The 12,682-nt window shown below is 68.8% G+C and carries 8 protein-coding genes and 2 pseudogenes; 6 read left to right on the top strand and 4 right to left on the bottom strand.

The genetic code is table 11. The annotated features are described in order from the left end of the window. Positions 1 to 1,192, top strand: a pseudogene (locus M6G08_RS24830) (macrolide family glycosyltransferase). 288 nt (positions 1,193 to 1,480) lie between these two features. Here the strand turns inward: M6G08_RS24830 and M6G08_RS24825 are convergent. Together M6G08_RS24825 and M6G08_RS24820 are read right to left on the bottom strand one after the other, a co-directional pair. Next, positions 1,481 to 1,917 (bottom strand): annotated as a pseudogene (locus M6G08_RS24825) (Tn3 family transposase). Between the two features lie 191 nt (positions 1,918 to 2,108). After that, positions 2,109 to 3,038, bottom strand: a complete 930-nt coding sequence (locus tag M6G08_RS24820) for an ADP-ribosylglycohydrolase family protein (RefSeq protein WP_272589371.1) — start codon at positions 3,036 to 3,038, stop codon at positions 2,109 to 2,111. 419 nt (positions 3,039 to 3,457) lie between these two features. Here M6G08_RS24820 and M6G08_RS24815 point away from each other — a divergent pair, with 419 nt between their 5' ends. The 3 genes from M6G08_RS24815 (at position 3,458) to M6G08_RS24805 (ending at position 5,262) form a co-directional block, all read left to right on the top strand. After that, positions 3,458 to 3,766: a hypothetical protein gene (locus tag M6G08_RS24815; protein ID WP_272589370.1), complete on the top strand. Its 309-nt coding sequence runs from the start codon at positions 3,458 to 3,460 to the stop codon at positions 3,764 to 3,766. A 5-nt stretch (positions 3,767 to 3,771) separates the two neighbouring features. Beyond that, a complete protein-coding gene (locus M6G08_RS24810; protein ID WP_272589369.1) occupies positions 3,772 to 4,062 on the top strand; it encodes a hypothetical protein in 291 nt (96 codons plus the stop codon). 816 nt (positions 4,063 to 4,878) lie between these two features. Beyond that, entirely contained in the window at positions 4,879 to 5,262 is a 384-nt protein-coding gene (locus M6G08_RS24805; RefSeq protein WP_272589368.1) for a hypothetical protein, read from the top strand. A 122-nt stretch (positions 5,263 to 5,384) separates the two neighbouring features. On the opposite strand, the gene M6G08_RS24800 is transcribed toward M6G08_RS24805, so the two are convergent. After that, positions 5,385 to 5,948 carry a TlpA family protein disulfide reductase gene (locus tag M6G08_RS24800; protein ID WP_272589367.1) on the bottom strand — a complete coding sequence of 188 codons (564 nt, stop codon included), beginning with the start codon at positions 5,946 to 5,948 and terminating at the stop codon, positions 5,385 to 5,387. Positions 5,949 to 7,083: 1,135 nt separating this feature from the next. Next, on the bottom strand, positions 7,084 to 10,053 hold the full coding sequence (locus tag M6G08_RS24790) for an nSTAND1 domain-containing NTPase (RefSeq protein ID WP_336299033.1): 2,970 nt from the start codon (positions 10,051 to 10,053) through the stop codon (positions 7,084 to 7,086). Positions 10,054 to 10,255: 202 nt separating this feature from the next. Here M6G08_RS24790 and M6G08_RS24785 point away from each other — a divergent pair, with 202 nt between their 5' ends. Further along, positions 10,256 to 10,654, top strand: a complete 399-nt coding sequence (locus M6G08_RS24785) for a peptidase inhibitor family I36 protein (protein ID WP_272589365.1) — start codon at positions 10,256 to 10,258, stop codon at positions 10,652 to 10,654. A gap of 558 nt (positions 10,655 to 11,212) precedes the next feature. Next, the gene (locus M6G08_RS24780) at positions 11,213 to 12,340 is read left to right on the top strand and encodes a glycoside hydrolase family 183 protein (RefSeq protein ID WP_272589364.1); all 1,128 of its coding nucleotides are present in this window, start codon (positions 11,213 to 11,215) and stop codon (positions 12,338 to 12,340) included. Positions 12,341 to 12,682: the final 342 nt, after the last annotated feature.

Below are 12,682 nucleotides of genomic sequence, written 5' to 3'. Positions count from 1 at the left end.
ATGTCCCGTCCCCGCGCCCATATCGCGACGGTCGGCGTCCCCATCGTCAGCCATGTCCTGCCCAGCCTCGCGCTCATCCGTGAGCTGGTGGACCGCGGGCACCGGGTCACCTACGCCAACGACCCGTTCGTGGCCGACCGGATCGAATCCGCCGGCGCGGAGCCGGTGCCGTGCACCTCCACGTTGCCCGTCGAGGACAACGGCTGGCCTGCCGATCCCATCGCAGCGGCGATCCTCTTCCTCGACGACGCCGTCCAGGCGCTCCGCAACTGCGCGCCGTCTACGACGACGATCCGGCCGACCTGTACCTCTACGCCATAGGCGCCTATGCCGCGCGCGCCCTCGCCGAAGCCCAGTGCCGTCCCTTCGTGCAGCTGTCCCCGACGTTCGTCGGCTGGGACGGCTACCAGGAGGAAGTCGCGGCTCACCTGCGGAAGCTGCCGGACGCCGACGCGTACCGGGACAGGTTCGCACGGTGGCTCGCCGACTGCGGTGCGACCACCACGGACGTGGACACGTTCTCCGGCCCGCCCGAGCCCTCGCCCCCTTCCCGAGAGCGATGCAGCCGCACGCCGATCGAGTCGACACCGACACGGTGACCTTCGTCGGCCCCTGCTTCGCCACCCGAGCGGACACGGACGGCTGGACCCGCCCGGCGATGGCGGACAACGTGCTGCTGGTCTCGCTCGGCTCGGCGTACCCGCGCCAGCCCGCGTTATAGCGCCAGTGCATCGCCGCCTTCGGCGACCTGCCCGGCTGGCACGTCGTACTCCAGATCGGCGAGTACACCGACCCCGAGGACCTCGGCACCATCCCGCCCAACGTCGAGGTGCGCTCCTGGGTCCCGTAGCGGGCGATCCTGGAACAGGCCGACGCCTTCGTCACCCACGCCGGCATGGGCGGCTGCGGCGAAGGGCTCCTCGCCGGCGTTCCCGTGATCGCCGTGCCGCAGGGAGCCGAGCGGTTCATGAACGCCGACCGGCTCGTGGAACTCGGCGTCGCCCGCCGTGTGGACACCGCTGACGCCATTGCCGAGACCCTTCGCGCGGCGCTGAACGACCTGGTCACGGATCCGGAACGCGTCGACCGGTCCCACCAGTTGCAGGCCGCCGTCCGGGCCGAGGGCGGCACCCAGCGCGCCGCTGACCTCATCGAGAACACGCTGAACGCCGCCGAGGGCCCCGCGCTCTGAAGCGCTGCCGCTTCCGTTTCCCCGGCTGACGCCGTCCTCATCCGAGGACTTGTACCCGCAGGGCAAGCGCGGGGAGATCACCGTCAGGGGCGGGGCGGCGGAGCGGATCCGGAAGACACGAGCGCAGCGGCGCACCCGCCCGGCCACACCTCCACCGTGCGCCCGGTTCTGGTCAGGTGGATGCCGTGGCGCCCCGGCCCTCAGAAGTACGCGGGCCGGGCACCGTCGCTCCTGGGGGCAAGTCAGGCCCAGGGCGAGGCGGCTGTTCATGTCCAGATCGAACCTGCCCTACGGGTTCACGTGCGTCCAGAACAGGGGCGACAGCACCCGCCGGTCCGCATCGGTGAGCGTGTCGGCCCACTTCGGGTCGGCGAGGACCTGCTGCATCAGCAACGTGTTGACGTGGACCGGGGCGGACCGGAGCAGGCGGAGGGCGAGCATGGACGCCTGCTGGGATTCCTTGTCCTGCCCGGCGAGGTCGCCGTCCTTGCCGTAGAAGAGGTCCTTGTTCGCGCTGCTCCGGTTCTCCACGACCTGCAAGCCCTCGTGGATCTCCTGCCGCAGCTCGACGTCGGCGAGGTAGTCGCAGAAAAAGCCGTCCGCACCGCGCGGCCCAGTTCCTCGATCGCGCGGTAGGTGGGGTGCTTGGGCCCGCCGCGGGTGAAGCGGCGCAGGACCTGCTCGGCCTCCGCCGTGCCCAGGCGCGGGGCGGTGGTGTACTTCACGATCTGGTCATACTGCTGCCGGACCAGATCGGGGTGCCGGTAAGAAGGCTGTCACCAGCCGCAAACGGCGACAATCAGTCCGCTGACCTGGAGGGTCGGGGTTTATGGGCATGACCCGGCGTCGATTCCGTCGTGCGCTGGCGTTTGCTGATCTCGCACACCAATCGGTCGGTTGATGAGCAAGAACCGGTTCAGCCTCCGAGTCGGTGCGTGAGGTGCAGCAGGTCTGGCAGGTGCAGCACTCTTCCGTCGCATCCTGGGAGCAGGACATGGAGCGGCCGGGTCCAGTGGGCGGGGATCGCATCCAGCCCGTAGTACGCCCCCGCGAGGCCTCCGGTCACTGCGGCGACGGTGTCCGTGTCGCCGCCGAGGTCGATCGCCGCGCGTATCGCGTCTTCGAAGCTGGTGGTGGTACGCAGGGCCCAGACGGCGGAGCCCAGGCAGGGCCAGACGGCACCGTTGAACTCGGTGGCCTGATCGGGATGCCAGTCGGGCGCGAGGACCGTGGCGTAGCGGCCGCGGTGGTCGGCGTGGACAAGAGCCAGTACGTCCGGAAGCGCGGTGAGGGGGTCGGTGTCCTCGAACGTGACGCGGATGAGTTCGTGGAAGATCGCGGTGCCTTCCCAGGCCGCGCGGTCCCCGTGGGTGAGGGCAGCGATGCGGCGGGCCGCGTCCATGGTGGCTTCTTGGCCGGCGGCCGCGAAGTGGACCGCTGAGGTCGATGCCCGCATCAAGGAGCCGTTTCCGGCTGCTCGCTGGTTGACCTGGAAATGGATCGCGGCGGCGAGGTCCCAGGGCATGCCATTGGTCAGGACGTCTTCGGTCTGCAGGCCGATGTCCTTCGGCTCTGCTGCTGCCCACCGCTGGAAGCGGGCGAAGATGTCCGGCAGATCCAGTCCGCCCCGCTCCACCAGGGACTCCGCGACCAGGACGGCCATCTGAGTGTCGTCAGTGGCCTCGCCGGGGTCCCAGCCACCGCCTCCGCTCATCTCGCCACCGGCACCAGGCGCGGGAAACCGCGCGGAGAATGCTCCCGGGGGACCGAACTCGAAGGGGCCGCCCAGGGCGTCACCCACCGCTGAGCCGACGACCGCGCCGGCGGCCCGCTGTATCCGCTTCATTCGCGCAGGTTATCTGCGCCGTCTCGTCAGCCGCGCGGGCGCTATTCCGTCTTCGGCTCCCTGAGCCATCGGCGGCGACCGAGTCTCGTCCTACGGAGGTGACTGCGGTGATGAAAGCAGGGGGCTCACCGATCTGTGCGGCTCAGCACCGACTGCTCGACGTCCGCGGCGGTACGAGGGCGGGGAACCGTCGAGCCTGCAGCACGACGTTCCCGAGATCGCGGTCTCGGGGACGTCGTCGGCTCGGCTTGGTGGGCACCTACCCGGCCCAGACGACGGGCTGATCGAGACGCCCGTGTCGAGAAGGATGAGCAACGCACATGCCAGCAGCAGAAGCAGCAGGGCTGGGCCTGGAAGACAGACTGCTTCTTGCCTCGTTTCCTCCTCACCTGACCTCGCCGCTGCGACAGACTGCCGCCATGAACCATCAGGAAGCTCGCGAGGAACTGGCTGAGGCGGTCGCCGACATCAAGCACACGGCCCTGCGCGTCGACCGCCACCTATGGCCGGACATCGGCACACCGGACCTGACACTGGCAGTGGAGGACCTGCTGTGCTCGACCGCGCCGGACGAGCAGGAGGGCATGGCTCGGCGTGTGTCGGAGGCATTCGTCGTGCACCCCGGCCAGCTGTACGCGCACGGGATCGACAACCTCTCGTTCGGCACCGCGATTCTCTCGCTGCGGCTGGCGCTGGCCCACTTGGACGCCGCGCAGTGCCCGAAGTAGGGACCGTGTCGTCGCGCCGCCCGCCCCGGGAGCCTGTGGGCTGGGACCTGTTCGGGGATCCGGTATACCGGCAGAGGCAAGCCGGGCCGCTGCTGCCGTCGTACACGAGCGAGACGCTGCCCGCATACCTGTACACGTCGAAACAGATCCGCGCGGAAGGGCTGGAGCCGAGCGGTCCTCCCGTCGGGATACTGTCGTGGACCCCGCAGGGCTCGTACGCGCCGGCTCAGTGCCCGGTGTGGGACATCCGCAAGGCGATCAGGACGTTCGACCCGGACCAGGACGGTTTGCTGTGAGTGGTACGGACCGCGACACGTGGCCCGGATCGAAGCGCGGCACGCGCCCGTGAGGTCGCGCAGCCGGTTCTGCAGAAGGTCGTGCTGGTCGATCACCTCGGCTCGGAACCGAGTGCGGACACCGCGCAGAGGGCCGAGGCGCTCGGACTCGGGGACGTCGTCGCTGAAGTACACCGCCGTTTGCGGCTGGTGACAGGGTTCTCACCAGCCCTCCAACTCGACCGCGCGGCGTACGAAGTCGACCACCATCTGCGGGTACTCCTTCGGCTTCTGGAAGCGCCCCATCCGCTGATACGATTTCAGTGTCGGCAGCAGCTCGAGCTGATGTTCAGTCGAGTCCAGCCGCTCGGCCGCCCACGCCGCCTCCTCCCGAGTCGGCGTGAAGAACAGATGAGCTCATGCGTGGTGATCAGCCGCTTGAACCGCGGATACGCGGTCCGCTCGATCGAGGCCACAGTCCCACCCCGGATGCAGACGACGGCCAACATCACCACTCACGACACTCGGCCAAACAGGTGACGGCTGGCCCGCCCCACAACCTCAGGATCAACTACTGGCGGCTTTGACGCTTATCTCGGGGGCACCCCGACACGACGGGAATGGGGAAAGATGCAGCAGGCATGGGCCCCTCGCGATCGTCGAGCTTCGACACCCCAATGATCACGAAGTCCGTACCTGCTCCGCTGCGCCCCCCAACCGGTCATGTCCCGGACCAGCCACACGACTTCGGCACTTGATCAAGCCTTGCCCCACGGCGGGGCGATCGATCCTGGTCAGACCCCCTATGAATACCGCGTGTACCGGAGGTTGTGATCCATGCAGGTGGAAGACGTCATGGATTTCCTGGTCGATCGCAGGGCACCCGGCGTCGTCCCGGGCTACATCTCCGAGCAACTCCTGTCCATGTCGTGGATCCTCCGTCCCGACGACGTGGCAGCCGTGATCGAGGTGGCGAAGCGGTGGCTGATGTCGGACGACCAATTCCGAGTGGCTGTCGCGATCGGCTTGGAGAACGAGACGTACCTGGCCGACTCCTGGGAGGAGATCTCCGATCTGGCAGAGCCCATGAAGGAAAGGTTCCCCTCGATGGCGGCCGACGTGGACGCGTGGATGGCGCGAGCCGAACCCGCCTACGAGAGGCGGAAGGAGGGCACCTTCTTCGAGCAGGGTCGGCGCGGCAGCGCGGCACCTGACCGGTAGCGCGCTTTGCCAAGCCGCCCACGCACGCAGGGCGGGGCAGCCGTCAGCGCTGGCTGCCGAGCCGGCACAGAGCCCCCGACCGGCACAGGCCGCAGCCGTGCTCGGAGAGGGGGTCGACGATTCTACTTCTCCTCAAGCAGAGGATCGATCATCTTATGTAGGGCGACGTCATCGACTCCACCGAACGCCCTGGCCGCTATATTTTCGCTTCGATCCAAGACAATTGTTGCCGGAAGTCCCTTAAGGCTAACCGTACCCCTGGGGAAACCCGAAAGAATGGTCTTCCCTTTCGGGTCATACAGGCTCGGATATGAGATGCTGAAATTCTCTTCGAATGCCTTTGGTGCGGTCTTCCCGCTGTCCCGGGTGTTGATGCCGACAAATGCGACACCCTTCCCCTTCATTTCCTTGGCAACCTTGGTGAGGTACGGGGCTTCGGCCCGGCAAGGCGGGCACCAGGAACCCCAGACGTTGATCACGACAACCTCGCCTCGGAAGTCTGCGATGTCGAGCGGCTCACCTTGCAGAGTCTCGCCCTTGATCGTGCCGACAGGCTGCCGCTCCCCCTTGGCCGCGGTCGCAATGCCATCCGGGCCAGCCACGAAGTTCGTGTTACCTCCGCTCCCGGGCCCCTCGTTGGCACAGGCGGACAGAGACAGTGAACCAAGAGCGATGAGCACGGTCATCACGATTACACGTGCACGGGGAACGGGCCTGAAAGTCATGCGGTGAGCTTCCCATGAGCCAGGGAAGCGGGAGGCACTGCCCTACGCGTCTCCACGGGGCCGCTGTCGGCGACCTTGGTCGTAGTGGGTTGCAGAGGCCGTACCTGACGGCCGACGCCGCCTCGCTCCCGCCGCCCGCCGCGGACTCGCCCATCTCGCCCGCATGGCCGGCGACTTCCCCACCGCCCTGACCACCGCCCAAGCCCTGGGCTGGGAAGGCCGCCCCCACCGCGTCCGAGGCGACATCTGGTGGCCCCACGGCGACACGGACCGTGCCGCCCTCGCGTACGCCGCCGCTGGACGATGCGCTGGAAGGCACCGCTAAACGCGTTCCAGATCGCCTTCGAAGGCCGACTCACCCCCACCAGCCACTGACCCTCAACAACCAAGATCAACCGTTGACTGGACACACCCCTGCTTGGGTGTTCAGAAAACTGAACACCCAAGCACTACCTGCGGCGCAGATGCTCCCCAAGGGCAAAGCACCTGCGCTACCGCGCCCGCTGGCGCGGGACGGCCGCTCATCCGCCTCCGTCCTCGCGATCAGCCGGTCATCTCCACCGTGCCGCCTCACGGCTGGGAAGAGTGCATGGCCGGAACACTGCCTCTCCACCAGTTAAACGAGCGTAATTGCGTGGTTGCAGCGCCCTCCGTGGGCGAGATGGAGAGGTGTCCCCGTCCTACTCGTTGCCCCGCTGATTCAGCCGTGCACAGCCCAACGTGCCTGCCGCGATGATCAGCGCTGCGAGGCCGCCGACCGCCCCTCGGTACGAGCCGGGTTCCAGCTCCCCGTCCACGTTCTCCACCGGACCGGCCGCACCCTCCCCCTGGACGTCGTGGACCTGCCGATCCAGGTCTTCCCTCGCCGGCGGCGCTGGTACCGAGACGAGGCCGACGTGATCGTGACCACGAAGCGTATAAACCAACGAGACCGGCTTCCACGGACCTGCGGCGTCGGTGCCATCGGGGACCTGGACGACTTCAATCCACCGGGCTCCGCCACAGCGCCCTCACCCACGACACCGGGGGCGGCGCCTGCGCCACGACAGGACCCCGTCGCACGTCGCCGGACGTGATCCCCGTCGGCCGCTCCACGTCACGTGCGGCGCGGGCAGGGCGGAGCGTAGTCGAGGCTGGGAAAGTGGCGGGCCCATTGGGCGCGGCTGATGGTGTGGTGGATGTGGTCGCAGGCGTCGGCGAGGGCCCGGTCGATGTCGGTGTACCAGATCTGGACGCTGTGGTGGGCGGTCACGGTCAGGAACGTGCCGTCTGCCTCGAGATAGCGGACTTCCTTGACCGTTCCGCGAAGGCTGGTCAGGTGGGCCAGAGGGACGGGACGCGCGCGGTCGGTCACGTCCCAGACGTTCACCACGCCGTCGATGCCGACGGTCGCCGCCGTGCGGCCGTGGGAGGCGAAGGCCACGCCGGTGACGATATCCGCGTGCCTCGCCAGCTCGCCCAGCTCGCGGCGGCGGGGAAGTGCGCTGATGTCCCACAGCTTTGCCGTGCGGTCGTCGCTCCCACTCAGCAGCGTACGGCCGTCCGGGCTGTAGGCGAGGGCATCGACGAAGTGTTCGTGCCCCTTGAGGACGGCGACGGAGGTGGCGTGGTGCGGGTCGGTCACGTCCCAGATGCGGACGTGGTGGTCGTTGGAGCCCGAGGCCAGGGTCTTTCCGTCCGGGCTGAAGACCACGGGTTTGACGTCACCGTCGTGCCCGGTGAGCTTGTCCAGCAGGCGGGGGTGGGCCGGGTCGGCGATGTCCCAGAGGCGGATGGTGTCGTCATAGCTGCCGGTGGCGGCCACGAGACCGTCGTGGCGCACTGCGACGGAGTAGACGTAGCCGGTGTGTTCCGTGGGCCGCTTCGACAGCACCCTGGGGTTGAGCGGGTCGGTCACGTCCCACAGCCAGAGCGTGCGGTTGCTGTCCACACCGAGCAGTGTGTCGCCGTCCCGGGTGAACTGGATCGGGCCCAGGCCAACACCGTCGGTGGTACCGAGCCGGCGGGGCTGCCGTGGGTTCTCCATGTCCCACAGGACGACCTGCGAACCGTCGGCCATGGCCAGCGTGCGGCCGTCGGCGGGCACGGCCGGTGTGTGCCCGACTGGTTTCGGGTCGGTCGTTGTGGGATCGGTCGACGCAATGGACAGGGAGCTGAGCAGGGCGTTCCCCGTACGGTCCTGCTGTGTCTGCCGGTAGGCGGCCAGTGCGATCTGGACGGCCAGTGACGGGTTGTGCGGGCTGAGGCGCACGGCTTCGTCGGCGGCCCGGAGGGCCACGGCCTCATTGCGCTGCTGGGTGACGGTGTTCTGCGCCTGTACAGCGAAACCGGCGGCGGCCACGGCGCACACGAGCAGGACGACCAGGGCTCCGGCCAGCCTGCGCAGTCGGCGCAGGCGTTGGCGGCCGCGCTCTTGCGTCTGCTGTGCCGCCGCCTCGCTGGCATCGAGAAAGGCGCGTTCCCGGGCGGTCAGGGCGTGTGACGGGAGGTCCTTCACGGCGGCGAGGCGTACACCGCGGTACAGGATGTCGGGGTCGTGGTCCAGGGACTCCCAGAGGGTGGTGGCCTCGGTGAGCGCGCGTTGCAGACGTTCCTGGCCGCGGTCCTCCTCCAGCCAGTCACCCAGCCGCGGCCAGCAGCGGATCAGCGCCTCGTGTGCGATCTCCACGTGGTCGCCGTCGGCGGTCAGCAGTCTGGCCCGGGTCGCTTGTTCGAGGACGAACTCGGTATCGGGACCGCCGTCGAGTTCCTGGCGGGGCACAGGGCGTTTGGTGTCCTCGGTGCCCTCCCCCAGCGCGATGAGCCGCATGAACAGCCGCCGTGCGGCCCTCTGCCGGGTTTCGCTCAGGGCGCTGTACAGCTTCTCGGCGGTCTGGGTGAGGGCACCTTCGAAGCCGCCCGCCGCGCGGTAGCCGGCCAGGGTGAGAGCGTTGCCCCGCCGTCGCTTCCAGGTCTCCAGCAGAGCGTGCGAGAGCAGGGGCAGCGCACCCGGCCGGCCGTGGGCGTCGGCGGTGAGGGTCGTCAGCAGGGCACTTTCGACGGTGAGCCGAAAGCGGGCGGCGGGCCCTATGATCGCCGCCCTCAGTTCCTCGACCGTCATCGGGCCGACGGGATGGTGGGCGTGGGGCAGGGCGTCGACGAGACCGGGCAGCCGCGTGCAGTGTGTGTAGAAGTCGGACCGCACGGCGATGGCGACCCGGGTTCGGCTGTCGGGGACCTGTGCCGCGTGCACGAGCGCGGCGACGAACCGCTCCCGTTCCCGCACGTCGCGGCAGAGGGTGAACACCTCTTCGAACTGGTCCACGAGCACGAGCAGTTCGTCCGCCGCGGAGCCTGTCTCTTCCTGCCCGGCGAGGATCTGCCGCACCATCCGGTGGAAGGTGCGCGGCTCGGCCATGAGTCCGGCGTGCACCGAGTCGGGGGCGGCGCCGACGCGGGTCGAGAGCCGGGCCGCGCATTCCGCCAGCGGATGCGGGCCAGGTGTGAAGGCCAGTGGGGAAACACCGGGAAAGGCGGGAAGCACACCCGCGCGCAGCACCGATGACTTGCCGGATCCTGACGCCCCGAACAACACGAGGAGCCGCTTCTCCTTCAAATGTTCGACCAGTGTGTTGGTCAGTTTCTCGCGTCCGAAGAAGACACCGGAGTCTACCTCCCCGAACGGGAACAGACCGACATAGGGCGGCTTGGCGCCGTTCCTCTGCCGGCCCTCCGCGCAGGTCTCGGCAGAGGAGTCCGTTCCGGTGCACGCGTCGGCCGTCCGTTGCCAGATCAGCTTCCATTCCCGCTCGTCACCGCCGCAGGCACGGACGTAGGCGAGGGTGACGGCCAGGCTGGGCAGCTGGCGGCCCGCCGCGGCCGAGGACAACGTGGCGATCCCATAGTGCGCGTTCCGTGCGAGGTCCCGGTAGGTGGGACGGCCGGCCTGCTCCCGCAGTTTCCGCAAACGCGCCGCGAATTCGAACAGAGGACCATTGTCCGGGTCCAGAGGGCTCTCTCCCCGTGGCACACACTCACCTTCCCTCTCCCGGTCACACCGATTGTTCGGTATCCGTTTGTTCAGCATCGGCGGACCGGCCTCGAACAACAGATTAGCGGCTACAAACGGTGCATCAGGTCCCGCACCGAGGACCGGACAACGAGCGGAAAAGAGAAATCCCATGAAGAAGCGTGTGCTGGGAGATCCCATGGACAGTGTCGAGAAGCGACGGGAAACAGCAGTCCGTCCTGCCAGTGGCGCTGCGTGGAAGAGGCTGACCACCGGGCTCGTGGCTGTCGCTGCGGCTGCCGCGACGCTCATCATGCCCGCGACCACCGCCGCGACCGCGTCGGAGACCCGCGTCGTGGGCGCCCAGGGCGTGTACTACTACACCGGGAGCGATGTCCGGGCCAGGGCTTGGGGCGACTGCCGCGACGGCTGGACCTGCTTCTTCACCGAGTACGACGGCGGGGGAGCCATGTGGCGGGTGCCCAGCTGCGGCCGGCACGTCGTCCCCGCCGCCTTCAACGACCAGCTCACCTCCGGCTGGAACCGCACCCCCACCACCATCGACCTGTACCTGAACAGCAACTTCACCGGGTTCATGGGCGGCGTACCGGGCCACTGGCAGGGCCAACTGGCCCCGTCCGACAACGACCGGACCAGCTCCGTCGACGCCCGCTGCTGAAGCAGGAGCACGGAACATGAGGTGTACGGGTCCGGGATCGCATCCCGGACCCGTACACCTGCCTCGGGGCAGCCCGGCGCCCAGGCGCCGCGGCGGGTGGGTGAGCACTTCCCGCCGGCATGCCGATGCCGCGGACGGCCCTGTTCACCAGCGTCCCAAGGCGCTTGTGGCAGATGCGGTGACGGCGGGTCCACCGCCGTCTGGATCTACGACGCCTGCCTCGACTGCCGACGGCACTGTCCCGTAGGCACCCCGAACCCCGCACCCCCGAAAGCCGGTACCCGGTGCCACGTGCTGGGATCCGTAGGGGCTGATGCGCCCCACAGCCGGACGCTCCGACCCGCGGCGTGGTCAGCGGCGGCCAGAAAGGCCGATCACGCCGCAGGCCCAGCTCCCGCACGGCCCGCCACGGCTGCCTGACAGTCGGCTGAGGAAACGGCCGGGACATGCAAGACACGGACAGCCGCTGCGGGCACCGCCCGGCGTATGCCCTCACGGCCACCGTGGTCACGCCGCCCACTGCTCCTCCCTCTTGATTCCCTCCACCAAGGAGTGTTCATGCACGACAGCACACCGCGCAGCGCCCCCCGCCCGCCCCAGGCCCTCATCCGACCGGTCCACCTCAGCCGGGCCGGTTTCCTCCGAGCGGCCGCCACGGCGGTCGTCGCGGGCGTACCCCAGCTCCGCACGCCGGCCCACGCGGCGACAGGCCCCCTCCACGTCTCCAAGATCGCCGACCTCACCGGTCCCGGTCTCACCACCCGGTTCCGGATGGAGGCCACCGACCTGGGCGTGCCTGTACGGACACCCGACGGCCGGCTCCTGTTCGTCTTCGGCGACACCTTCGAGGAAGCCAAGGTCGGCGGCGGGTGGTGGCGCTCGCCCGTGGCGCTGTACGGGCGCTTCGACGGGCCCGGCCGACCGGTCGTCTGGACCGGCGCGGTGGGTGGACGGCACGCCCGGCAGCTGTGCCCGTACGACCACGACAACCCCGAGTACTCCACCGTGCTGCCCTCCGACGTGATCACCCTCGGTGACACGATCTACCTGCACGTCATGATGAACAAAGGGCCTGGCAACGTGGTACGCACCGAGATCTGGCGGTCGGACGACTCGGGCGCAACCTGGAGCCCCACCGGTGCCGTGTTCCCCCCAAACCTGCACGACGGCATGTTCCAGCTGCTCACCTGGGCCCTCGGCGACGACGGCTACGTCTACGTCCTGTCCACCGGGTTCCAGCGGGACAAGCCGGTCATCCTGCACCGGGTCCGCCTCGACCGGCTGACAGACCCCGGAGCCTACGAACCGTGGGGACGGGCCCTCGACGGCTGCTGGGCCTGGGGCAACCCGCCCACACCCGTCCTGGACGGCGCGTTCGGCGAGCTGTGCCTGCGGCTGCTCGACGGCCGGTGGATCCTGACCTGGTTCAACCAGGGCGACTACCGGATCGAGGGCCTGGTCGCGGACCACCTCACCGCGGACCTGCGCACCGCCCACCGCCGCACCCTGCTGTGGGGCACGTCCTGGGGCGACGAGGACGACACCCACGTCGCGCAGTTGTACGGCGGCTACGTCATTCCCGGGTCAACGCTCAACGACCTACACCTGGCCGTGAGCCAATGGAACACCCAGGCGGGATGGCCCTACCGCGTCATGCAATTCCGCGTACGTGGGTTTGCTCTCTGACCGGGGATCCCAGCAGAGGTCCATCCATCCCCGGGCCTCCTTTCGTCGCGACTCGCAGCAGCGTGATGGGACGCGGGATGTGAGCACGCGAACCGAACATGCGGGCAGGCCCCCAGCGACGCACCCCCGGAGCCCCTCCGATGCGAAGCTTCGCGCCGGGCGAAAGATCTCACCACTCGGCTATCTTCTCCCCAGTGTGACCATGCCGAACCGAGTAGCCGTCCTGTCCGACAGACCTCCGCGGCTCCGGCGCCCTGGACGACAACGCCGAAAAGGGAAGTGATGGTCCCCTGTCTTCCTATGCGAGCAGAGGCGCCGGATCACCCGCTCCCGCCGGGTGGG

Origin of the sequence: Streptomyces sp. M92, assembly GCF_028473745.1 — a bacterium.
In the GTDB taxonomy this organism is placed as follows: domain Bacteria; phylum Actinomycetota; class Actinomycetes; order Streptomycetales; family Streptomycetaceae; genus Streptomyces.
The sequence above is the reverse complement of the archived record's forward strand: the minus strand, read 5'-3'. Positions and strand labels throughout refer to the sequence as shown.